Origin of the sequence: Mycobacterium sp. URHB0044 (assembly GCF_000620625.1) — a bacterium.
In the GTDB taxonomy this organism is placed as follows: domain Bacteria; phylum Actinomycetota; class Actinomycetes; order Mycobacteriales; family Mycobacteriaceae; genus Mycobacterium.
This window is the reverse complement of sequence record NZ_JIAW01000009.1, coordinates 24,498-47,077: the sequence shown is the minus strand read 5'-3', so window position 1 is coordinate 47,077 and position 22,580 is coordinate 24,498. Positions and strand designations below refer to the sequence as shown.

Below are 22,580 nucleotides of genomic sequence, written 5' to 3'. Positions count from 1 at the left end.
TTCCGGTTCCGGTGAGCGGGGGCGCCGCGAGAGCCGACGGCTAGGCTCACCCGCGTGGCATCCGACGAAACCCCCACCTGGCCTCAGATTCTGGGCCGCCTGACCACCAATCAGGCGCTCGCGACCGGGCAAGCCGCCTGGGCGATGGATCAGATCATGACGGGGTCCGCGACGCCCGCCCAGATCGCCGGCTTCGCGGTGGCCATGAAGATGAAGCGTCCGACGTCGGCCGAGGTGACCGAACTGGCCGACGTGATGCTGCGCCACGCCAGGCGCGTGCCCCCCGGCGCGATCGGCGCCGACGCGGTCGACGTGGTCGGGACCGGGGGAGACGGAGCAAACACCGTCAACCTGTCCACCATGGCCTCGATCGTGGTCGCGGCCAGCGGGATCCCCGTCGTCAAGCACGGCAACAGGGCGGCGTCGTCGCTCTCCGGCGGTGCCGACACGCTCGAGGCGCTCGGCGTCCGGATCGATCTCGGACCCGACCAGGTCGCCCGCAGCGTGGCCGAGGTCGGCATCGGATTCGCCTTCGCTCCGCAGTTCCATCCGTCCTACCGGCACGCGGCCGTGGTGCGCCGTGAGATCGGCGTGCCGACGGTGTTCAATCTGCTTGGGCCGCTGACCAATCCGGCCGCGCCACGGGCCGGGCTGATCGGCTGCGCGTGGGGTGAACTCGCCGAGGTGATGGCCGGCGTATTCGCGACCCGCGGGTCCAGCGTCCTGGTGGTGCACGGCGACGACGGTCTCGACGAGCTGACGACGACCACCACCAGCACCATCTGGCGCGTGCAGGCGGGCACCGTCGAGCGGTTGACGTTCGACCCTGCCGCCTTCGGGTTCAAGCGAGCTGACCTGCGCGAGCTGATGGGCGGTGACGCCGAGGCCAACGCCGCGTCGGTCCGCGAGGTGTTCGGCGGCGCCACGGGGCCGGTGCGAGATGCGGTGGTGCTCAACGCGGCAGGCGCGATGGTGGCGCACGCCGGGTTGGCCAGCGACGCCAAGTGGGTGCCGGCCTGGGAGGCCGGGCTGGCGCGCGCCACTCAAGCGATCGACTCGGGCGCGGCCGAACAGCTGCTGGCGCGCTGGGCTCGCTTCACCCAGAAGCTCTGAGCACGACGGGGCGAGGGGTCGTCCGCGGCCCGTACAGAACGTCGTAGTCCTCGCCGACGGCTTGCTCGGCGGCGATTCGCGCCGACCGTGCCAGGGCAGCCCACTCGGCATACCGTCCCGCCGCGGCGAGTGGCGTCGCATACCCGGATTGAGCCCGCACGATCCGCACGCCCGGCTGTGCGAGCCATCGGGCGATGAGCGTCGTCTCCTCGACGATCGCCCCGCCGAGCGGCGCCGCGGCGGGCAGAATGGCTTGCGCCCCAGCACAAATCGCGTCGACCACGGGCATGGGCGGAACCCCACGTCGTGCGTTGCCCGCCGCGCCCAACTGCCCGCGTCGGATCACCACCAACTGCCAGCCGCCGCTGCCGTCGGGGCGGGCGGCCACCAGTTCCTCGACGGCCGTCAGGGCACGCAGCCGCTGACCACGCCACAGCGCATCGATGGCCGTCACGGCATGGTCGCGCAGCCGGGCCGCGGTCTCGTAGCGGCCGGCGGCCGCCAACTCGTCGATGTGCGCGAGAGCCTCGGACAGGGCCGCGACGTCTTCGCCGGCGATGAGGCGTTCGGCGCGCACCGGACCGGCGGCGTACTCGTCGACTGCGGCGTCACGCGGTGCCGGACACGGCGACAGCTCCCGCTCGACGCAGCGTGGCCCGTGCAGCGCCGAGCGGGCCAGGCGTGCGGTGCACGTGCGGACGCCGGTGAACCGGGCCAACAACTCCGCCGTCTCGATGGCGTCGGCACGCACCCGGAACGGACCGACGGTGCGGTCGTGCTTGGGGGCCCGCACCACCGAGAAACGCGGGAAGGGCTCATCGGTGAGCACCACCCACCACCACCGGAGCGGAAACTTCGAACGCCGGTTGTAGGGCGGCGCGTGGGCTGCCAGCAGCCGTAGCTCCCGCACCCCGGCCTCGAGTTCGTGCGCGCACTCGACGTGGTCGACGCGGGTGGCGAGCGCCACCATCTCCTTCATCCTGGTGCGCGGGTCGGCACCGTTGAAGTACTGACTGACCCGCCGCCGGAGATCGACCGCGGTGCCGACGTAGAGCACCTCGTCGGCAGGCCCACGGAACAGATACACCCCTGGCCGGTGCGGCACGGTGGTGGCCAGGTGCCGCTTGCTGCGCTGCGCGGGACTGACGTCCGGTAGATAGGAACGCAGTTCGGTGAAGGAGTGCACGCCCTGATTGCCGATGCGCTCGATCAACCCGTGCAGTACGTCGACCGTGGCACGGGCGTCCTCGAGCGCTCGGTGGTTCGGGGTGGTGGCCGCACCGAACAACTGCGCCAGCGCGGACAGCCGCACGCTTGGCGCCTCGTCGCGGGTGAGCACCCGGCGCGCCAGCTTGACGGTGCACAGCACCGGCGGCTGCGGCCAGACGAGCTGGCATCGCTTGGCTGCCGCCTTCAGGAACCCGATGTCGAAGCCGGCGTTGTGCGCCACCAGGACCGCGCCGCGGGAGAACTCCAGAAACGACGGCAGCACCGATTCGATGCGGGGGGCGTCGCACACCATCGCCGTCGTGATGCCCGTGAGCGCGACGATCTGCGGCGGGATCGCCCGGCCTGGGTCGACCAGGGTGGCCAGCTCGCCGAGCACCACCCCGCCCCGCACCTTGACCGCACCGATCTCGGTGATCTGGTCGTGGTCGTGACGCCCCGGCGCGGATTCGGATGCCCGCCCGCCCGTGGTCTCCAGGTCGACGACCACGAACGTGGTGTCGCGAAGCAAGACCTCGTCCATGTCGAACGCCAGCTGTCCCTCCGCGGCGTCGACGAGGCCTTGACCCATGCCGTGACCGTAGGGCCGGCGACTGACATCGATGTGATTTGTCGGTGCGTGTCGTTAGCGTGCGATCAAACGGAAGGTAAGGAGTGCTCCCAATGGTGCAACGCGAGGAACCGAAGGACGACGGCAGCGTCGTGATCGATTGCGACGACTGCGCGGTTCGCGGGCCCGGCTGCAAGGACTGTGTGATCAGTGTCTTGCTCGGCGTGCCCGAAACGCTGATGGATGACGAGCGGCGTGCACTCGAGGTACTGGCTGACGTAGGGTTGGCCCCACGCTTGCGGCTGGTGCCGATTCACCGCGGGGGTCAATCAGGAGTCGCTTGACGACACGCGCCGCTCGGGACAGCGAAATTTATTCCCGGGCGACTGTTAAATTTGCGTCTCCTGTTGGACAAGACCGATGCCGTTTCGTAACCTACTTGAGACCTAAGAGCAGTTCGACGGCTCGCAACGGCAGTTGAAGGACGCAAATCTTGAGGCTTGACCGCACGCACGGGAGCACGAGTGGAATTCGACGATCCGTCATCGGTGCGATAGCCGGTCTGATGGTCTTCGGCGGAGTCCTCGCCGGAAGTGTGCAGGCGGACCCGGCCGACGACGCGCTGGCAAAGATGAACGAGCTGTCTCGGCAGGCCGAGGAAACCACCGAGGCCATGCACTCGGCGCAGCTCGATTTGAAGGACAAGGTGGCAGCGCAGCAGGCCGCCGACGCGCAGCATGCTGCCGACATGGCCGCAGCGGATTCGGCCAAGGCGCAGCTGGCAACGTTCCAAAGCTCCGTCGACAGGGTTGCTGCGGCACAGTACATGGGCGGCCGCACAGCCGGCCTCGACGCCATGTTGACTGCCTCGTCGCCGCAGGGCTTGATCGACCAACTTGCGGTGCAGCGGGTGATGGCCACCGAGATGTCGGTGCAGATGCACAACTTCCAGACCACCAGCGTGCAGGCCGCCAATGCCGAAGCGGCGTCCGCCAAGTCGGCCGCCGATGCCAAGACCGCCGCCGAGCAGGCCGCCGCAGTGCGCGCCGACTTGCAATCCAAGCAAAGCAAGCTGCAAGTACAGATCGCCGTCGTCAAGTCTCAGTACACGGCACTCACTCCCGCCCAACGCGAGGCACTCGCGGCCATTCCGCCGGCGCCCGCTCCGGCACCGGCACCAGAAGCCGTCCCGCCCGGCGACGGTGGTCCCGAGGTGCTGGCCGCCGCACCCGGTGGCGACATCGCACCGCCGGAGGGAGCCGTGCTCCCCGAGCCCGGCGGCCCTGGAGCCGAGGGCATGGTCGCCGTTCAGGCGGCGCTGACCCGGATCGGCTCGCCCTACTCGTGGGGTGCGTCGGGGCCAGGCGCGTTCGACTGCTCCGGTTTGGTGATGTGGGCCTTCCAGCAGGCCGGCGTATCGCTCCCGCACTCGAGCCAGGCGCTGGCGCAGGGCGGCCAGCCGGTGTCGATGGACCAGATGCAGCCCGGCGACCTCGTCACCTATTACTCCGACGCCTCACACGTGGGCATCTACATCGGGGACGGCATGATGGTGCATGCCTCCACCTACGGGACACCGGTTCGTGTCGCCCCGGTGAACAATGCGCCGATCCACAACGTCCGCCGGTACTAACCGCCCGTTACTGGGCACCCTGCTTGTCGTCGAGCTGATCATCGCCCTCGCGCTGCTTCTGCGTCCGGCGGCGGCGACCGCGCCACCGCCGGCGCCGCCCGTCACCTCGAGTGCCCCGGCGCTGGCTGCGCAGACCCTCGTGTTGCGCGACGGTCGCAGCGCCACCCTGCTGCCCCTGGGTGGCGCCCGGTCCGCCGCACTGACCGCCCGCATCGCCGCCGAACTCGACACCGCCGCTGACGCCGTCACCGCGTTCTGGGGCGACGGCTGGCGCCGTGACATCGAGATCGTGGCGACCGGCACCGACGAGGAGTTCGCCGCCATGGGCGGCGGTGGCTCCGACATCGCCGCGGCGACCACACCCGAGCGGATCGTGTTCGCGCCGGGCGCGGCAGCGATGAGCGACGGGGCGCTGCGGATCGTCGTGCGTCACGAACTCTTCCACTACGCGGCGCGCGCCGACACTGCCGTCGATGCGCCACGATGGCTCACCGAAGGAGTCGCCGACTACGTCGGCCGGCCACCCCAGCCACGGCCCGGTCCCGAGCGGGCCGCTGATCTGGCCCGGCTGCCGACCGACGCCGACCTCGACACCGCGGGCGCGACGCGGTCGCTGGCCTACGACCGGGCGTGGTGGTTCAGCCGCTTCGTCGCGGACCGGTACGGGACGCCGGCCCTGCGCAGGCTGTACCTGGCGGCGTGCGGGCCCGGTCACCGCGACGTCGAGACGGCAGTACGCGACACCCTCGGCGAGGACCTGCCTCAGGTGGCCGCCGCGTGGCGGCAGTGGTTGAGCGGCTAGCCTGACCGCGATGGCCCGAATCCTGCTGGTGACCAATGACTTTCCGCCGCGACCGGGCGGCATCCAGTCGTACCTGGAGAACCTGGTCGGTGAAGTGGTCAAGGCGAGCAACCACACGCTGGCGGTGTATGCGCCGAAGTGGAAGGGCTGTGAAGCCTTCGACGCCCGGGCAGCCGCACAAGGTTACGAGGTGGTGCGTCACCCGACGTCGTTGATGGTGCCCGAACCGTCGGTGGCGATGCGGATGCGCCGGCTGATCGCCCGCCGGGGCGTGGACACCGTCTGGTTCGGCGCCGCCGCGCCCCTGGCCCTACTCGCCCCGCTGGCGCGCGACGCAGGCGCGAGTCGGGTGATCGCGAGCACACACGGGCACGAGGTGGGCTGGTCGATGCTGCCGCTGGCGCGAACGGCGCTGCGGCGCATCGGAAACGACACCGACGTGGTGACGTTCATCAGCCACTACACCCGGGACAGGTTCGCCTCGGCGTTCGGGCCGCGGGCCGCGCTGGAACACCTCCCGCCCGGTGTCGACACGGACCGATTCGAGCCCAACTCGGTGGCGCGCGCGGAGATGCGGTCGCGCTACGGTCTCGGCGATCGGCCCGTCATCGTGTGCGTGTCGCGCCTGGTGCCCCGCAAGGGCCAGGACATGCTGATCCGCGCGCTGCCTGCCATCCGGCAGCGGATCGCCGGCGCCGCCCTGGTGATCGTCGGCGGTGGACCACACCGCACCACGTTGCACCGGTTGGCTCACCAGTTCGGCGTCGCCGAGCACGTGGTGTTCACCGACGGAATCCCGAGCGACGAGCTGCCCGCACATCACGCGATGGCGGACGTGTTCGCGATGCCATGCCGGACCCGCGGCGCGGGACTGGACGTCGAGGGCCTCGGCATCGTCTATCTGGAGGCGTCGGCGTGCGGGGTACCCGTGGTGGCGGGCCGGTCCGGCGGTGCGCCCGAGTCGGTCGTCGACGGCGAGACCGGACTGGTGGTCGACGGGTGGGACGTCGGCGCCGTCGCGGCCGCGGTCGGCGACGTGCTGGCCGATCCGGATCGAGCCGCCCGGATGGGCGCGGCAGGCCGGCGATGGGTGGTCGACAACTGGCAGTGGCGTACCAAGGCGCAGCGCCTCGGCGAACTGCTGACGGGCTAGGCCGACGTCTTCGCGTAGAGCGCGGCGATGTCGCTGGCGAACTTCTCCGCCACGACCTTGCGCTTGACCTTCATCGTCGGGGTGAGCTCGCCGGTGTCCTCGGTGAAGTCGACCGCCAGGATCCGGAACTTGCGGATCGCCTCGGCCTTCGACACCGCCTGGTTGGCCTCCTTGACGGCCAAGTCGACCTCGGCCATCAGGTCGGGGTCCTCGGCGAGGTCGCCGACCGATGCCCCGGCATCCTTGCCGTTGCGCGACTTCCAGCCGGGGAACGCCTCCGGATCGATGGTGATCAGCGCGGCGATGAAGGGCTCGCCGTCGCCGACACACATCGCCTGGCTGATCAGCGGGTGGGCCCGCAGCCGGTCCTCGAGCAGCGCCGGGGCGACGTTCTTGCCGCCTGCCGTCACGATGATCTCCTTCTTGCGCCCGACGATGGTCAGGAAGCCGGCGTCGTCGATCGCCCCGAGGTCGCCGGTGTGGAACCAACCGTCCGAGAACACCGCGTTGGTCTCCTCGTCGTTGTGCCAGTAGCCGCCGAACACCACGCCGCCCTTGACCAACAGCTCGCCATCGTCGTTGATGCGCATGCTGTTGCCGGGCAACAACTTTCCGACCGACCCGACCTTGACGTCACCGACCCGATTGACCGTGATGGCGGCGCTGGTCTCGGTCAGCCCGTAGCCCTCGTAGATGGTCAGGCCCACACCGCGGTAGAAGTGCCCGAGGCGGGCGCCCAGCGGAGCGCCCCCGGAGATGGCGGCGTTGCAGTCGCCGCCCAGCGCGGCACGCAGCTTGCCGTAGACCAGCCGGTCGAACAGCGCATGCTTGAGCTTGAGCACCAGGCCGGGCCCGCCGGTCTCCTGAGCCTCACTCCACTCGATCGCCGTGTTCGCCGCGATCTCGAAGATCCGGCCCTTGCCATCGTTGCGGGCGTTCTGCTCAGCGGTGTTGTAGACCTTCTCGAACACCCGGGGGACGGAGACCACCAGCGTCGGCTTGAAGACGCCGAACGTGGGCACCAGGTTCTTGATGTCGCTGGTGAAGCCGAGCGTCACCTTGTTGTCGAAGGCAGCGACGGTGATGGCCCGAGCCAGCACGTGCGCCAGCGGCAGGAAGACCAGCATCTTCTCGCCCTTGGCGAGCAACGACGGGAAGCAGGCCTTGGCGCCGCGCATCTCGTGCAGCAGGTTGGAGTGCGTCAACTGGCAGCCCTTCGGCCTACCGGTGGTGCCCGAGGTGTAGATCAGGGTCGCGGCATCGGACGACTTGATCGCCGACAGCCGGGCGTCCAGCTCAGCGGGATCGGTCGCACTGCCGGTCTCGGCGAGTTCGTCGAGCGCCGCCTGGTCGGACCCGTCGATGCGCAACACCTTGCGCAGGTCGGGCAGGTCGCCCTTGAGCTGTTCGATCTTGTCGGCGTGGGCGTCGGTCTCGGCGAACGCCACCACGGCACCCGAGTCGCCAAGCACGAAGCGCACCTGCTCGGCCGAGGACGTCTCGTAGATCGGCACGGTGACGGCGCCGACGGCGAGAATGGCGAAGTCGATGATCGGCCACTCGTAGCGGGTGGCGGACAGCACCGCGACCCGATCGCCCGCGCGGACCCCTTCGGCGATCAAACCCAATGCGGTCGAACGCACTTGGGCGGCGACCTGGGCGGCCGTGACATCCGACCACGACCCGTCGACCATCCGCTGCATGATCACGTGGTCCGGATCGTCGCGCTCGTGGGAGAAGACGGAGCTGACGGCGTTGTCGCGGTCGCCGACGGTGAACGACGCGGGAACACTCAACTCGTGCACGGTCCTGGCCTCTCGACGGTGGCAGCGGCTTTGCCTGAGTTCAGCCTAGTCGGCTGCCCACTGCCGCCTGCGGTGCCTCGTGTGTGAAGCTGAAGGGCGATGAACAGCATTCAAATCGCCGACGAGACATTCGTCTGCGCCGACCCGCTCGACGTGGGCAGGGCCATCGCCGATCGCGCCAACTGGCGGCAGTGGTGGCCCGATCTGCGGCTGACGGTGATCGAGGATCGCGGTCCGATGGGGCACCGCTGGACGGTGACCGGCGCGTTGACCGGAACCATGGAGATTTGGCTGGAGGCCGTCATGGACGGCGTCGTGCTGCATTACTTCCTCCATGCGGAGCCCTCGGGTGCGGCCGCATGGGAGCTGGCGCGGATGAACCTGGCCAAGATGAACCATCGGCGCCGGGTAGCTGGCAAGCGAATGGCCTTCGAGGTGAAGCGGAAACTCGAGGAAAGGCGCCCGGTCGGGGTCTCCCGGCTGGCCTGATAATCGGTGTGGCCTGTCGCGGGGCGGGTACATTTCTGACCTGAGGGGCCCTTCAGCGCACCGAGCAACCTGGGAAGAGAACAGTGGCGGACAAGACTGCGCAGACGATCTACATCGATGCCGACCCGGCGACGGTCATGGACGTCATCGCCGACATCGGCTCGTATCCCGACTGGGTGGCGGAGTACAAGGAGACCGAGGTCCTCGACGTGGACGGCGAGGGCTTTCCGAGCAAGGCGCGGCTGGTGCTCGACGCCGCGGTGCTCAAGGACACCATGGTGCTGGCCTATGACTGGCCATCAGACCACAAGTCGGTCACATGGTCGCTGGTGTCGAGTTCCCTGCTCAGGGCGCTCGACGGCGCATACCGACTGTCGCCCAAGGGTTCTGGCACCGACGTCACCTACGAGCTGTCCGTCGACCTGGTCATTCCGATGATCGGTCTGCTCAAGCGCAAGGCCGAGCGCAGGCTCACCGACACCGCACTGAAGGACCTCAAGAAACGAGTCGAGGCTGAGTGATCCCCAGTGATCCCGAAGCGGCCGGTCCAGGACGCTCCGCCGCCCGGATCAGTCTCTTCGTCGGCAAGGGCGGGGTAGGCAAGTCCACGCTGGCCACCGCCACCGCCGTGCGCGACGCCCGAAGCGGGCAGCGGGTGCTGATCGTGTCGACCGATCAGGCGCATTCGACGGGTGACGTGCTGGGGACCACGATCACACCTACCGGTGAGCGGGCGCCGACCCCGGTGCTGGCCGACGACCCGGACGCCGGCGGCGGCCGTCTCGATGCCCTGGCGCTGGACACCCTGGCGCTGCTGGAGGTTCGCTGGCGAGAAGTTGGCGGGGTCCTCGCCGCCAGATTCCCCGAGTCCGACCTGGGAGACATTGCGCCGGAGGAACTTTCGGCATTGCCTGGGATTCAGGAGGTGCTGGGCCTGCACGAGGTGGGAGAGCTCGCCGCGTTGGGCCGGTGGGACCACGTCGTCGTCGATTGCGCCTCGACGGCCGACGCGATGCGCATGCTCACCCTGCCCGCGACGTTCGCCCTCTACCTCGAGCGGGCTTGGCCGCGGCACCGCCGGCTGTCGCTGGCGACCGACGACATCCAGTCAGCCGGCCTCGCCGAGTTGCTCGAGCGAATCAGCACCGGCATGGAGAAACTTGGTTCCCTGCTGGTCGATGGCTCGCGCGTCGGCGCCCACCTGGTGCTCACTCCCGAACGCGTAGTGGCCGCGGAGGCGGCCCGCACCCTGGGTTCGCTTGCACTGATGGGCGTCTCCGTCGAAGAACTCATCGTGAATCAAGTTCTGCTTCAGGATGATTCGTATGAGTACCGCAACCTTCCCGAGCATCCCGCCTTCGACTGGTACGCCGAGCGGATCACCGAGCAGCGCGCCGTGCTCGAGGAACTCGATGCCGCCATCGGTGACGTCAAGCTGGTGCTGGTGCCCCACCTGGCCGGCGAGCCGATCGGTGCCAAGGCGCTTGCCGAGCTGCTCGACAGTGCGCGCCATCGCGGCGGATCGCCGCCGCCAGGACCGCTGCGGCCCGTCGTCGACCGCGAATCAGGATCTGGGCTCGATGCGGTATACCGGTTGCGGCTAGAGTTGCCGCAGGTCGATTCCGGCGCACTGACGCTGGGCCGGGTCGACGACGATCTGATCATCGGTGCCGGTGGCATGCGGCGACGGGTTCGGTTGGCGTCCGTCCTGCGGCGATGCATCGTGATGGACGCCCAATTGCGTGGCAGTGAACTGACGGTGCGTTTTCGACCAGATCCGGAGGTGTGGCCGCGGTGAGTGGCTCTCACCCCGACATTGGTCCCGAACTGCGCCAGCTCGCGCAGGCCATCCTGGACCGACTCGATCCCGCCGTGCGACTGGCGGCCATGCGTGCGACTGCCGGCGGTGCCGGCAAGTGCCAGCAGGTGTGGTGCCCGGTGTGTGCGCTGGCAGCACTGGTGAATGGCGAACAGCACCCGTTGCTGACCGTGATCGCAGAGCACAGCGTCGCACTGTTGGCGGTCGTGCGCGCCATGGCGGAGAGTGCCGGTGCCACCGAACCACCCGAACCGCCCGAACCGCCTCAGCCGTCCGACGAGCCCCCGTCCGGGCCGCAGCCGCCGGACGACGGGCCGCCCCCGACGGGCCCCGGCCGATATCAGCACATCCCCGTCACCGTCGAGGAGTGACCTGCGCCGCTGGACCGTGGTCTGCGTGGTCGACGCCGCAACGCGTGGGTAAAGTTGTCGCAGGGCACCGTCCGGGCGCCCGACGCGGGAGGTTCGATGTGGTATTGGCTGTTCAAATACGTCTTCATGGGACCGCTGCTGTCGTTGTTGGGCCGCCCGAAAGTTCAAGGGCTGGAATATGTTCCGGACTCCGGCGCCGTCATCCTCGCCAGTAACCACCTAGCCGTTGCCGACAGCTTCTACCTACCGCTGGTGGTCAAGCGCAGAATCACCTTCCTGGCGAAGGCCGAGTACTTCACCGGCACCGGGCTCAGTGGGTGGTTTCAACGCTGGTTCTACACCGCTGCCGGACAGGTGCCGATCGACCGTGCCGACGCCGACGCCGCGCAGGCCGCGCTGAACACCGCCCAGCGCATCCTGGGTCAAGGCAAGCTGCTCGGCATGTACCCGGAGGGCACCCGGTCACCCGACGGCCGGTTGTACAAGGGCAAGACGGGCCTGGCCCGGTTGGCGCTGGAGACCGGCGTTCCGGTCATCCCCGTGGCCATGGTCGGCACCGACGTGGTCAACCCGCCCGGCACCAAGATGTGGCGGTTCGGCCGGGTCGAGGTGCGGATCGGCAAGCCGATGGACTTCTCCCGGTTCGAGGGACTGGCAGGCAACCGCTTCATCGAACGGGCCGTCATCGACGAGGTGATGTACGAGCTGATGCAGTTGTCCGGTCAGGAGTACGTCGACCTGTACGCGGCCGACGTCAAGGAGAGCACGACCGGCACGACCGATGGCAAGCCGCCATCCCGCATGCCCACCGCAGCGGCCGGTTAGTTCGCCGCCACCACGGGTGCCGCGGCGCGGGCAGGTCCGCGCGTCCGGTCCCGGCGCCCGCTGACGGCCCCGGCGGCCGAGCCGATCACCGCGATCACGGCGAGCGCCCACCACAGATACGAACCACCCGCCAGCTGTCGCCACAGCGGCGCGGAGGTTTCGTGATGTTCGGGCATCAAGGTGATCGGCGTCCACACCATCAAGGCCAGGCCCACCGCCGTGAGCGCCGCCAGGGCGACGTTGCGGTGCCGGAAGGCAACGACGACGGTCACCACGACCGTCGGCAGCACCCACACCCAATGGTGTGACCACGACACCGGCGATACGACGAGTCCGAACATCGCGACGCAGATCAGGGCAAGCACTGCGGCCTCGCCGCTGCCTGCCTGATCCGAGCCGTCGGGTCCGGCCTCGGCGAGCACCCGCCGCGCCGCCCAGACCACCAACCCCAACACCGCGACACAGGCCAGTGCCCACAACACGAAGCGGGCGGTGTCGCCGAGACCCAGCCGCGCCAGCATGCCCGCGATGTTCTGGTTGGTGTTCAGTGTCGCCGTGCCGATCCGGCCGGTGTCGTGCACCGTGTGCGTCCAATATTGGAAGGAGTCGCGCCAGGCGAGCACGAACCCAATCAGCGTGGCCACCACCACCGAGGCCGCCGATACCAGCAGGGCCCTGGTGTCCCGGCGCAGCAGGAAGTACAGCAGGAACACCGCCGGGGTGAGCTTCAGTGCGATCGCCACTCCGAGCAGCAGCCCGCGGGGCCACGGCGTACGGCGTGGGACGCAGTCCGCGATCACCAGCGTCATCAGCACGACGTTGATCTGACCGAAGTCGAAGTTCGACCGGATCGGCTCGAGGTAGATCACCGCGGGGGCCACGATCGCCGCCGCGAGCCAGCTGCGCCGCAGCCACGCCGACCCGATGGCGGAGCGCTCCCACACCCGCAGCCGCGTCAGCACGATCCACGTCGACACGATCAACAGCAGCAACGTGATCACCGTGATGGTGGCGCCCGCGGCTGAAAGCGACAACCACGCGAACGGTGCGAAGACGATCGCGGCCAGCGGCGGATACGTGAAGGGCAGGTCCAGGCCGGCCACGGTATGGAACATGGTGCCGTCGCTGTACAGCGGCGCACCGTCCAGCCAGGCGCGCCCGCCCATCCGATACACGTCGATGTCGATGCGGTACGGCGCATCGAGAAGCAAGCGCCAGCCCGCCCACGCCAGCGCGGCCAACGTAAGCAGCTGGAACAGCCGCCAGCCGACGGTGGACCACACCTGCGCCCGCTCCGGGGCGCGCAAAATACTCATTTCGCCAAACAGCCTATCGGGGCGTCCCGGCGAGTCGGGCACCATCGGTTCCGCCACGCCCGCAGGTCGGCGTAAGTTTCCACCGTGCATCTGAGCATCCAGCTGGACTTCATCACGCGCGACCGGCTGCCGCTGCTGTGTTGTCTGATTGCATTCATCCTCACGTTCTTCGTGACGCGAACCATCGTCCGCTACATCCGCGCCCACGCCGGCAGCGACGCTCCGCACAAGTGGTGGCAGCCGCGCAACATGGGTCACGGCGGCGTGCACATCCACCACGCGGTGATCGGCGTGGTGCTGGTCATGATCTCCGGCGTCACCATGGTGACGCTGGCCGTCAACGGGGGAGTACCCGAATTTACGGGCGCCGCCATCCTGTTCGGCATCGGCGCCGCCCTCGTCCTCGACGAGTTCGCCCTGATCCTGCACCTCTCGGACGTGTACTGGGCCGAGGACGGACGCACGTCGGTGGACGCGGTGTTCGCCGCGATCGCCGTCGCAGGACTGCTGATGCTGGGTTTCAATCCGCTGTCGTTCTTCGACATCGGCATCTGGCAGAACGACCACTCGGTGCTCGCACGGACGTCGGTCGTGCTGCTGGCCGTATTCACCCTGATGCTGGCCGTCGTCGTGCTGTTCAAGGGCAAGGTGTGGACGGGACTGGTCGGCATGTTCATCACCCCTCTGCTGTTCGTCGGCGCGATCCGGCTGTCACGGCCGCACGCACCGTGGGCGCGCTGGCGCTACACCAGCCGGCCGCGCAAGATGCACAAGGCGTTGGAGCGGGAACGGTGGCTGCGTCGCCCCGTGATTCAGGCCAAGCTGTGGCTGCAGGACGCGGTTTCGGGGATGCCCAAGTTCCCCGACGACGCCGAGGTCGACAAGGAACTCGACCGCGAGATCCACGCCGCCCCTGCGCCGCCGCGCTCCAACAGCGTGGAGGTGGCCTGAGACGTGCGCTACTTCTACGACACCGAATTCATCGACAACGGGCGGACGATCGAGCTGATCTCCATCGGCGTCGCGGCCGAGGACGGCCGCGAATACTACGCCATCTCAACCGAATTCGATCCGGAGCGGGCGGGCCAGTGGGTGCGCAGGCACGTCCTGCCGAAGCTGCCGTCGCCGTCGTCGCGACTGTGGCGGTCTCGGCGGCAGATCCGCGCCGACCTCGAGGACTTCTTCGACATCGACGGTGACGAGCCGATCGAGTTGTGGGCCTGGGTGGGCGCATACGACCATGTGGTGCTGTGCCAGCTGTGGGGCCCGATGACCGACCTGCCGCCTGCGATACCGCGGTTCACCAGGGAACTGCGCCAGTTCTGGGAGGAGCGGGGCTCCCCACGGATGCCGCCGCGGCCGCGCGATGCGCACGACGCGCTCGTCGACGCCCAGCACAATCTGCGCCGGTTTCAGTTGATGACGGAGGGCCGCCACGACGAACACGGCGACGACGGGGCCTGGGCCGCACGCGCCTGAACTGCGGCTATGCCTGGTAAAACCGGTCGTCTCGCCCAGTTACCATAGACGGGTGAACTGGACCGTCGACGTACCCATCGACCAGCTCCCGTCGCTGCCCCCGCTGCCCGAGGGTCTGCGGATGAGGCTCGACGCTGCGCTGGCCAAGCCAGCTGCGCAGCAGCCCAGCTGGCCGGCCGACCAAGCCAAGGCGATGCGCACCGTGCTGGAGAGCGTTCCGCCGGTCACCGTGCCGTCGGAGATCGAGCGGCTCAAGGCCCAGCTCGCCGACGTCGCGCGGGGCGAGGCATTCCTGCTGCAGGGCGGTGACTGCGCCGAGACCTTCGTCGACAACACCGAACCGCACATCCGCGCCAACATCCGCACGCTGCTGCAGATGGCCGTCGTGCTGACCTACGGCGCCAGCGTGCCCGTGGTGAAGGTGGCCCGCATCGCCGGGCAGTACGCCAAACCGCGCTCGGCGGACCTCGATGCGCTGGGCCTGCGGTCCTACCGCGGCGACATGGTCAACGGCTTCGCCCCGGATGCCGCGGTGCGCGAACACGATCCGTCCCGGTTGGTACGCGCCTATGCCAACGCCAGCGCGGCGATGAACCTGGTGCGTGCTCTGACCTCGTCGGGTATGGCGTCGCTGCAGAAGGTGCACGACTGGAACCGGGAGTTCGTGCGCACCTCGCCAGCGGGCGCGCGCTACGAGGCGCTTGCCGGCGAGATCGATCGCGGGCTGCGCTTCATGAGCGCCTGCGGCGTCGACGACCGCAACCTGCAGACCGCCGAGATCTACGCCAGCCACGAGGCGCTGGTTCTCGACTACGAGCGCGCCATGCTGCGGATGGATGTGGAGGCAGAGGGCGAACCGAAGCTCTACGACCTGTCGGCGCACTACGTCTGGATCGGCGAGCGCACCCGTCAACTCGACGGTGCCCACGTGGCTTTCGCCGAGGTGATCGCCAACCCGATCGGCGTCAAGATCGGCCCGACCACCTCACCCGAGTTGGCCGTGGAGTACGTCGAACGGCTCGACCCGCACAACGTGCCTGGGCGTCTGACCCTGGTCAGCCGGATGGGCAACGGCAAGGTGCGCGACGTGCTGCCCCCGATCATCGAGAAGGTCCAGGCGTCCGGTCATCAGGTGATCTGGCAGTGCGACCCGATGCACGGCAACACGCACGAGTCGTCCACCGGCTACAAGACGCGGCACTTCGACAGGATCGTCGACGAGGTGCAGGGCTTCTTCGAGGTGCACCGCTCGCTGGGCACCCACCCCGGCGGCATCCACGTCGAGATCACCGGTGAGAACGTCACCGAGTGTCTTGGTGGGGCACAGGACATCTCGGATTCCGACCTGGCGGGCCGCTACGAGACCGCCTGCGACCCGCGACTGAACACCCAGCAGAGCTTGGAGCTGGCGTTCCTGGTCGCCGAGATGTTGCGGGACTGACCTACAGCAGTCCCTGCAAGTTGCTGCCCAGCGTCCACGCGCCTGCGGCGACGAGGCCGGCCAGGGTCAGGATCGCCACGATCCAGAACAGCGACATCCGCTTGGCGCGCTGCCTGGCCCACTCGAACTCATCGATCTCGATGCCTGCGAACCGGTCCGGGTCCGACGGCCAATCGTCTGGGCCGCGGGTGAATTCGCGAGTGTGCTGCTGCGGCGGGCGAACGGTGGCGGTCCTCGATGTCGTGGTTCTCGAGGTCGTGGTTCTCGAGGTCGTGGCCTCGGTGGTTCGTTCGGTGTTTCTTTCGGTGGGCGCCGGGGCGTGTTGAGCGGTGGCCGAGGCGTGCAGCGCCGAGTTGCGTGGCGCGGGCACCCGGAAGGGCGGCAGCCCGAGTTCCTCGGCGATCGCGGCCAGTTCGGTGCCCATGTCCTGCGCGTCGGCGTACCGGTCGGCCGGGTTGCGCGCCGTCGCGCACAACACCAATTCGTCGAATTGCGCTGGAATGCCCGCGATCGCGGCGCTCGGCGGAGGCACGTCGTTGTCCATCCGCTGGTATGCCACCGACAATGCGGTGTCGCCCTTGAACGGCGTGTCGCCCGTGAGGAGTTCGTAGGCCAGCACTCCGACCGCATAGACGTCGCTGCGCGGGCCCGCGTCGCCGGTGCCCACCTGCTCGGGTGAAAGGTAGGCGGCGGTACCAAGGATGACGCTGGTCGACGTGATCTTCGCCTCGGCGATCGCGCGGACCAGACCGAAGTCGGCGATCTTGACGTCTCCGTCATCGGAGATCAACACGTTCTCGGGCTTCACGTCGCGGTGCACCAGGCCGGCGCGGTGGGCCACCGCCAGGCCGCTCAGCACCGGCGCCAGCACGGCGGCGACGGCGTGGGGAGGCATCGGGCCTCGTTCGTGCAGCAGCTCGCGCAGCGTGCCGCCCTCGACGAGTTCCATCACTAGGAACGGGTGCTGGGCGTCGAAGCCCTGGTCATACACCGAAACCAGCCCGGGATCCTTGAGCCGGGCGACGGCGCGGGCCTCGCGCTGGAACCGTGTCAGGAACTGTTGGTCGTTGGCGTAGCGGGAATCCATCACCTTGAGTGCGACCGGCCGGTCCAGCCGGACGTCGAGCCCGCGGTACACGGTGGACATGCCGCCGGTCGCGATCATCCCGTCCACCCGGTAGCGACCGTCGAGAACCGCCCCGATGAGCGGGTCCGATCGCTGGCTGGTCGACACGCTCGCATCTTAGACTCGGACGCGTGAGCAACATTCCGGCTGCCGAGGACGTTCTCGATCCCGACGAAGCCGTCTACGACCTTCCGGCAGTGGCGTCCCTGCTGGGCATCCCCGTCACCAAGGTGCATCAGCACCTGCGTGAACGACATCTGATCGCGATACGCCGCGACGGCATCATCGTGGTGCCCAAGGCCTTCTTCGACGATTCGGGACGCGTGCTCAAGCCCCTGCCCGGGCTGCTGGTGGTGCTGCACGATGGCGGGTACGGCACGACCGAGATCCTGCGTTGGCTGTTCACCCCGGATCCGTCGCTGTCGATCCAGCGCGACGGGGCAACCGAACCGCAGCCCAACGCGCGTCCCGTCGACGCGCTGGGTAGCCATCAGGCACGCGAGGTAGTGCGTCGCGCACAGGCTATGGCGTACTGACCGCGGGCTGATCCTCTGGGTGCTCGGGCGCCTCGCGCGCCTTGGCGAGCGAATACCACGCCACCGCAGCGCAACTGGCGGCCAGCAACACGTGTAGCCACGAGTACATGCCGTGTGACCCGTCGGGCTTGAAGATGACCATGATCCACGTCGAGAACCCGGCGATCAGCGCGATCGCGGAGCGGCTCTGCGCCAGCGCGGACACCACGGCAAGGGGCCAGGTGTAGTACCAGGGCAGCGCCGCGGGCACGAACAGCACCACGATCAGCATCGCAAGGGCGATGCCGGTGAGCGCCTCGCGGTCGTCGTGGCGAAACCGCCACCACAGCAAGGGGAGTGAGATCGCGATGATGGCGATGCCGATGATGCGGGTGACGTCGAGCACGGCGTAGAAGTTCACCGGCAGGAACAGGCCGCCGATGGCGTTGGTCAGGTTCGCCACGGCCGTGGGCAGGGTCAACCAGTTGACGATCTTGACCGAACCGGCGAGTGCGGTCAGCCAACCGAGGCCGACGCCCGCCAGCCACGACAGCACGGCGAACACCACGCCGAAGATGACGACCGAAGCGGCCGTTGCCGTCGCGAACGCGGGAACCGCGGCGAGCTTCCGGCGCTGCCGCAGCCGGTGCATCCACACCCACACCATGAACGGCAGGGCGATGCCTGCGGTTGCCTTCACCGCGACGGCGATCGCGATCAGGCTGACGCCCCACACGGGACGGCCCGCGAAGGTCAGCGCGATGGACGCCATCATCAACCCGACCATGAGCATCTCGTTGTGCACGCCGCCCATCAGATGGATGATCACCAGCGGGTTGAGGACGCAGATCCACAGTGCGGCAGCGCCATTGGCGCCGACGTGACGCGCAACCCGTGGGGCGGCCCAGATCAGCATCACCAGGCCGGGCAACATGCACAGCCGAAGCAGCATCGTCCCGGCGACCACGTCGTTGCCGACCACCAACGTGACGAACTTGGCGACCAGGATGAACGCCGGGCCATATGGTGCGGTGGTCGTGGTCCAGATCGGACTCACGTTGTCCAGCAACGAGTTCGGATTGTCGATCGGGCCAACGACGTACGGGTCGAGCCCGTCACGCAGCAGGGCGCCCTGCGCCAGGTAGGAGTAGGTGTCGCGGCTGAACACCGGAACCGAAAGCAGCAGCGGCGCTAGCCAGAACCCCGTCGTCGCGATCATCGTGTACTCGGTGGCGCTTCCATCCACCACCCGCCGCCCCAGCCACAGCCACGACACCAGCATCAGCGCGACACCGCCCCACAGCAGTACCGACGACACCACTAGGCCGTGGCCGAAGCGCATCCAGGACAGGTGCAGCGACTCCAGTAGCGGGTCGTGCAGCCGCGTGCTGCCCGCGCCGAGACCACCGAGCGTAATCAGCACGGCCCCAAGGAATCCGAGCAGGGCGGGACGGGCCTCCGGAGACGTCGCGAACGCCATCAGCCGCGAAATACCGGATGCCAACCCGGTTCTCGGGTCTCGCATCGACGTCGGGGTAGTCATGCTCCTCAGGCGGACCGGTTGGATGCCCGTCTGGCGAGCTCGGCAAGGCCGGCCTTGGCGTGCACGTCGATCGGTGCCGCGTTCAGCACGTCGAGCGCGCGACGGGTGAGCAGGTCGATGTGGTCCTCCACCGCAGCCAGCGCGCCGACGGACTCGATGACCAGGCACAGCTCGCGGACCTGCTGGTCGGTCAACTCGGCGCCGACCGAGATGCGCAGCAGCTTCGCGGCTACCGGATCGCTCTTCTCGGCACGTTCGATGGCCTCGGCGAGCAGCACCGTGCGCTTGCCCGACCGCAGATCGTCGCCGGAGGGCTTGCCGGTCACGGCGGGATCGCCGAACACCCCGAGGACGTCGTCGCGCAGCTGGAACGCCACCCCGAGGTCGGTGCCGAGTTCGTGGAACGTCGCCTGCACGTCGGGACGGTCCGCCGCGGCGGCCGCGCCGAGCTGCAGCGGTCGGGAGATCGTGTACGACGCGGTCTTGTAGGTGTTCACGGTCATCGCCGATGCCACCGTGTCGGCGCCGCTGGCCTCGGCCGCGATGTCGAGGTACTGCCCGCCGAGCACCTCGGTGCGAATGTCCGCCCAGACGCGTTGCACCCGGCGATGCGCGGCCAGCGGCAGATCGACGGAGGCGACGATGTCGTCGGCCCACACCAGCGACAGATCGCCGAGCAGGATCGCCGCGGACAGGCCGAACTGCTCGGGCGACCCGAGCCAGTTCCGGTCCCGGTGACGGTCGGCGAACAACCGGTGCACGGTGGGCAGGCCGCGCCGCGTCGCCGATGCGTCGATGACGTCGTCGTGCACCAGCGCGCACGCGTGCAGCAGTTCCAGTGCGGAGAACAGGCGCAGGATGTCGGGACTCGCCGTGTCGTCGCCGGAGACGGCGCGCCACCCCCAGTACGCGAACGCCGGCCGAAGCCGCTTGCCTCCGCGCAGCACGAACTCCTCGAGCGCGGCGGTGAGCTCCGCGTAATCGGCGCCTATGTAGGCGCAAGCGCTTCGGCGCTCGCGGAGATAGTCCCGCAATTGATCGGTGACGGCGCCCGCCAGCTCGACGGCCGACGGTGCCGCTGCATCCACGCTCAGCGGGCGCCCCTTTCCTGTACCCCGGGAGTGCATTCAGAGTAGAGCCTGGCAGGCCGTTCGAGGCAACCCAGGGTGAGCTGGGTCAGCCCGTCGACCCGCGCGGATCGGCAGGCACCGGGCTGCGGTCCCTACTGACCCAGGCGACGCCCGCGACGATGCCTGCCACCAGGAACGCCGCGAAGCCCAGCCAGAGTGCCGCTCCGGTGAAGGACCGGGCACTCGGGTCGGTGTAGCGGGCCTGCGCGCTCATGGTGCTCACGACGCCGGGGCGAAGCTTCCATTCGACGACGTCGGAGGCGATCTGGTCGCCGTTGGTCGAGGTCACCTCGCCGGGGAAGGACACGCTCAGCGACACGTCGGCTTCCGGGTCGTTCAGGGACGTCAGGTCGGCACGTCCCTCGAGGATCACCAGGTCACCGGCTCGGCGCAGCGAGATGTCGACGCCTGCCGCGTCGCGGTTCATGTTCGCTAGCTGGGGCAGTTCGGCGAAGGTGAGGTCGGAGAAGACGGCTTGCGAGCCGACGTAGTCGTCGCGCGAGTACTCCGAGACCGCCACCTTGTTGCTGAACGGCAGCGTGTTGAGGAGCTGCGGCCCCTTGTCGCTGTCGTCATGCGCCTTGGCGGCCGCGATGATCTGGCCGGACACCCGGTCGTCCGGCGATACCGTGATCGACGCCCGGACCCGGACGCAGCCGACGGCCGTCGGGAGGATCAGCAACAAGAGGAACAGCGCCAGCATCCGGTTGCGGCGTGGCGTGCGGCCTCGTGTTCGGCTGCGGCGGTCTGGCACCCGGTCATCGTGCCAGACCGGCACCGTTAAAGCGGCAGTGACCGGCCAAGAATGGCGAACGGCCTCGGGTCGCCCGCAAAGTGGTAGCCGCGGATCACGTCGGTGAATCCGAGCCTGCGGTACAGCCGCCACGCGCGATTGGACTCGCCGTTGATCTCCGGTGTGGAGAGCAGTACGTGTGACTCCCGACGTCCGGTGAGCAGGCGTCGCGCGAGCGCTTCGCCCAGTCCTCGGCCTTGCGCCCTTGGCTGAATGTGCAGCTCGGTGAGCTCGAAGTAGTTCCCCATCAGCTCGGCGATGTGCGAGCTGTCGCTTCCGCCGCGCTGCAGGCCCGTGACCACCTGTTGCTGCCACCACTGGTCGGGTGCACCGCAGTAGCCGTAGGCGATTCCGACCATGGGTGCGGTCGCCAAGTCGGCGCTCGCGTCGGGCGCTTCGACGGCAGCCACCGCCTTCCAGCCCCGTCTTCGGGTGTGTTCCAGCCACATCGACGCCCGCTGTTCCTCGGTCCCACGGGGGTACCGCATCGCGTCGACGTAGACGCCCAGAGCGTCGCCGAGGCGCTTCGCCATGTCGTCCTGCGACAGCTCGATCAGAAACGTCGACAACCCTTGGTGTCCTTCGCGGTGGGGAATGCGGAGTGATGCCATTATCCGGTCCCGGTTCCGTCATTGGCGTGCTGGCTCGGTCAGTGTGGTCAACGCCGTACAATCGAGCACTGAACAAGGTGGTACGGGTCAGATCGACCTCGTATCATTGGCGTTAGGCGCCCGTACATTCGGGCATACCTGATGTTCAACAGATGTGACGGCCGCGGCAAAAGGGAGGCACGGATGCCACTCTCCGATCATGAGCAGCGCATGCTCGACCAGATCGAGAGCGCTCTCTATGCCGAGGACCCCAAGTTCGCGTCCAGCGTTCGTGGCGGCAATCTGCGCGCTCCGTCGGCTCGGCGCCGGCTGCAAGGCGGCGTTCTCTTCGTCATCGGCCTGGCGCTGTTGGTGTCGGGCGTCCCGTTCTACGCAAACGTGAACCACGCGTTCCTCATCGTCAGCATCGTCGGTTTCGTCGTGATGTTCGGCGGCGTGGTCTACGCCATCACCGGGCCACGGGTGCCCGGCGGCAAGGAAGCTCCCGGCTCGGATTCTCCTGCCTCGCGCCAGAAGAAGTCGAAGGGGTCCGGCGGCTCGTTCACCAACCGCATGGAAGACAGGTTCCGCCGCCGCTTCGACGAGTGATCGTCACGTCGGTTCAGGGGTAGCTCTCGAGCGAGAGCTACCCCTTTTTATGTGTCTGCGACACGCCGGATTCGCGGGAGTAGCCCCCATCGGCAGATGCCACGCCCCACTTCGCCCCACCACCGTCGCTGACCGCGTCTAACTGCGGTTTCGCGCCATGGCCGGTGGTTGAGGCGCTGCCATGTGCCCCAGAAAATCCCAGTCAGTGGTGGACGGTGGGGAACGAGACCCAAGTTTTGCCAGCAGATGGA

The 22,580-nt window shown here is 68.5% G+C and carries 23 protein-coding genes; 15 read left to right on the top strand and 8 right to left on the bottom strand.

Annotation, left to right across the window (positions count from 1 at the left end):
* The first annotated feature begins 54 nt into the window (after nucleotides 1-54).
* A complete protein-coding gene (trpD, locus tag N536_RS41620) occupies nucleotides 55-1,113 on the top strand; it encodes an anthranilate phosphoribosyltransferase (protein ID WP_029115079.1) in 1,059 nt (352 codons plus the stop codon).
* Here the strand turns inward: trpD and N536_RS0119110 are convergent.
* Nucleotides 1,097-2,911 carry a DEDD exonuclease domain-containing protein gene (locus N536_RS0119110; RefSeq protein WP_029115078.1) on the bottom strand — a complete coding sequence of 605 codons (1,815 nt, stop codon included), beginning with the start codon at nucleotides 2,909-2,911 and terminating at the stop codon, nucleotides 1,097-1,099. The two genes, trpD and N536_RS0119110, sit on opposite strands and share 17 nt — an antisense overlap.
* A 92-nt stretch (nucleotides 2,912-3,003) precedes the next feature.
* On the opposite strand from N536_RS0119110, the gene N536_RS0119105 reads away from it, so the two are divergent.
* From N536_RS0119105 to N536_RS0119090, 4 genes are all read left to right on the top strand, one after another.
* Nucleotides 3,004-3,234, top strand: coding sequence for a hypothetical protein (locus N536_RS0119105; RefSeq protein ID WP_029115077.1), 231 nt, complete (start codon nucleotides 3,004-3,006; stop codon nucleotides 3,232-3,234).
* A gap of 149 nt (nucleotides 3,235-3,383) precedes the next feature.
* Entirely contained in the window at nucleotides 3,384-4,523 is a 1,140-nt protein-coding gene (gene ripC / locus N536_RS0119100) for a peptidoglycan hydrolase RipC (protein ID WP_029115076.1), read from the top strand.
* Entirely contained in the window at nucleotides 4,492-5,325 is an 834-nt protein-coding gene (locus N536_RS0119095; RefSeq protein ID WP_029115075.1) for a peptidase, read from the top strand. The genes ripC and N536_RS0119095 overlap by 32 nt, the downstream gene beginning before the upstream one ends.
* Before the next feature lie 10 nt (nucleotides 5,326-5,335).
* Entirely contained in the window at nucleotides 5,336-6,478 is a 1,143-nt protein-coding gene (locus N536_RS0119090; protein ID WP_029115074.1) for a glycosyltransferase family 4 protein, read from the top strand.
* Here the strand turns inward: N536_RS0119090 and N536_RS0119085 are convergent.
* Nucleotides 6,475-8,283 carry a long-chain fatty acid--CoA ligase gene (locus N536_RS0119085; protein ID WP_029115073.1) on the bottom strand — a complete coding sequence of 603 codons (1,809 nt, stop codon included), beginning with the start codon at nucleotides 8,281-8,283 and terminating at the stop codon, nucleotides 6,475-6,477. The two genes, N536_RS0119090 and N536_RS0119085, sit on opposite strands and share 4 nt — an antisense overlap.
* A gap of 99 nt (nucleotides 8,284-8,382) precedes the next feature.
* On the opposite strand from N536_RS0119085, the gene N536_RS0119080 reads away from it, so the two are divergent.
* The 5 genes from N536_RS0119080 to N536_RS0119060 all read left to right on the top strand — a co-directional run bounded on the left by N536_RS0119080 (nucleotide 8,383) and on the right by N536_RS0119060 (nucleotide 11,787).
* Complete coding sequence (locus tag N536_RS0119080) at nucleotides 8,383-8,772, top strand: hypothetical protein (RefSeq protein ID WP_029115072.1); 390 nt, start codon at nucleotides 8,383-8,385, stop codon at nucleotides 8,770-8,772.
* Between the two features lie 83 nt (nucleotides 8,773-8,855).
* A complete protein-coding gene (locus tag N536_RS0119075; protein WP_029115071.1) occupies nucleotides 8,856-9,293 on the top strand; it encodes an SRPBCC family protein in 438 nt (145 codons plus the stop codon).
* The gene (locus tag N536_RS0119070) at nucleotides 9,290-10,570 is read left to right on the top strand and encodes an ArsA family ATPase (RefSeq protein WP_231514578.1); all 1,281 of its coding nucleotides are present in this window, start codon (nucleotides 9,290-9,292) and stop codon (nucleotides 10,568-10,570) included. The genes N536_RS0119075 and N536_RS0119070 overlap by 4 nt, the downstream gene beginning before the upstream one ends.
* Nucleotides 10,567-10,962, top strand: coding sequence for a hypothetical protein (locus N536_RS0119065; protein ID WP_029115069.1), 396 nt, complete (start codon nucleotides 10,567-10,569; stop codon nucleotides 10,960-10,962). The genes N536_RS0119070 and N536_RS0119065 overlap by 4 nt, the downstream gene beginning before the upstream one ends.
* A gap of 96 nt (nucleotides 10,963-11,058) precedes the next feature.
* Complete coding sequence (locus tag N536_RS0119060; RefSeq protein WP_029115068.1) at nucleotides 11,059-11,787, top strand: 1-acyl-sn-glycerol-3-phosphate acyltransferase; 729 nt, start codon at nucleotides 11,059-11,061, stop codon at nucleotides 11,785-11,787.
* On the opposite strand, the gene N536_RS38885 is transcribed toward N536_RS0119060, so the two are convergent.
* On the bottom strand, nucleotides 11,784-13,103 hold the full coding sequence (locus N536_RS38885; protein ID WP_051574617.1) for a glycosyltransferase family 87 protein: 1,320 nt from the start codon (nucleotides 13,101-13,103) through the stop codon (nucleotides 11,784-11,786). The genes N536_RS0119060 and N536_RS38885 overlap by 4 nt on opposite strands.
* A gap of 84 nt (nucleotides 13,104-13,187) precedes the next feature.
* On the opposite strand from N536_RS38885, the gene N536_RS0119050 reads away from it, so the two are divergent.
* From N536_RS0119050 to N536_RS0119040, 3 genes are read left to right on the top strand one after another with little or no spacing between them, the layout of a single operon-like run.
* On the top strand, nucleotides 13,188-14,054 hold the full coding sequence (locus tag N536_RS0119050; RefSeq protein WP_029115067.1) for a hypothetical protein: 867 nt from the start codon (nucleotides 13,188-13,190) through the stop codon (nucleotides 14,052-14,054).
* A 3-nt stretch (nucleotides 14,055-14,057) separates the two neighbouring features.
* The gene (locus N536_RS0119045) at nucleotides 14,058-14,582 is read left to right on the top strand and encodes a polyadenylate-specific 3'-exoribonuclease AS (protein WP_029115066.1); all 525 of its coding nucleotides are present in this window, start codon (nucleotides 14,058-14,060) and stop codon (nucleotides 14,580-14,582) included.
* A gap of 52 nt (nucleotides 14,583-14,634) precedes the next feature.
* Nucleotides 14,635-16,023, top strand: a complete 1,389-nt coding sequence (locus tag N536_RS0119040) for a class II 3-deoxy-7-phosphoheptulonate synthase (RefSeq protein WP_029115065.1) — start codon at nucleotides 14,635-14,637, stop codon at nucleotides 16,021-16,023.
* A gap of 1 nt (nucleotide 16,024) precedes the next feature.
* Here the strand turns inward: N536_RS0119040 and N536_RS0119035 are convergent, their stop codons facing one another.
* On the bottom strand, nucleotides 16,025-17,188 hold the full coding sequence (locus N536_RS0119035; RefSeq protein WP_081809294.1) for a protein kinase: 1,164 nt from the start codon (nucleotides 17,186-17,188) through the stop codon (nucleotides 16,025-16,027).
* 92 nt (nucleotides 17,189-17,280) lie between these two features.
* Between N536_RS0119035 and N536_RS0119030 the strand changes: the two genes are divergently transcribed.
* Nucleotides 17,281-17,685, top strand: a complete 405-nt coding sequence (locus tag N536_RS0119030; protein ID WP_029115063.1) for an Rv2175c family DNA-binding protein — start codon at nucleotides 17,281-17,283, stop codon at nucleotides 17,683-17,685.
* Here the strand turns inward: N536_RS0119030 and N536_RS38880 are convergent.
* The 4 genes from N536_RS38880 to N536_RS0119010 all read right to left on the bottom strand — a co-directional run bounded on the left by N536_RS38880 (nucleotide 17,672) and on the right by N536_RS0119010 (nucleotide 21,699).
* Complete coding sequence (locus N536_RS38880; RefSeq protein ID WP_051574616.1) at nucleotides 17,672-19,207, bottom strand: alpha-(1->6)-mannopyranosyltransferase A; 1,536 nt, start codon at nucleotides 19,205-19,207, stop codon at nucleotides 17,672-17,674. The genes N536_RS0119030 and N536_RS38880 overlap by 14 nt on opposite strands.
* A 5-nt stretch (nucleotides 19,208-19,212) precedes the next feature.
* On the bottom strand, nucleotides 19,213-20,295 hold the full coding sequence (gene idsA2, locus N536_RS0119020; RefSeq protein WP_029115062.1) for a bifunctional (2E,6E)-farnesyl/geranyl diphosphate synthase: 1,083 nt from the start codon (nucleotides 20,293-20,295) through the stop codon (nucleotides 19,213-19,215).
* An 88-nt stretch (nucleotides 20,296-20,383) separates the two neighbouring features.
* The gene (locus N536_RS0119015; protein ID WP_036436971.1) at nucleotides 20,384-21,040 is read right to left on the bottom strand and encodes a DUF3153 domain-containing protein; all 657 of its coding nucleotides are present in this window, start codon (nucleotides 21,038-21,040) and stop codon (nucleotides 20,384-20,386) included.
* Between the two features lie 77 nt (nucleotides 21,041-21,117).
* Nucleotides 21,118-21,699, bottom strand: a complete 582-nt coding sequence (locus N536_RS0119010) for an N-acetyltransferase (protein WP_029115060.1) — start codon at nucleotides 21,697-21,699, stop codon at nucleotides 21,118-21,120.
* A gap of 225 nt (nucleotides 21,700-21,924) precedes the next feature.
* Between N536_RS0119010 and N536_RS0119005 the strand changes: the two genes are divergently transcribed.
* On the top strand, nucleotides 21,925-22,329 hold the full coding sequence (locus N536_RS0119005; RefSeq protein ID WP_029115059.1) for a DUF3040 domain-containing protein: 405 nt from the start codon (nucleotides 21,925-21,927) through the stop codon (nucleotides 22,327-22,329).
* Nucleotides 22,330-22,580: the final 251 nt, after the last annotated feature.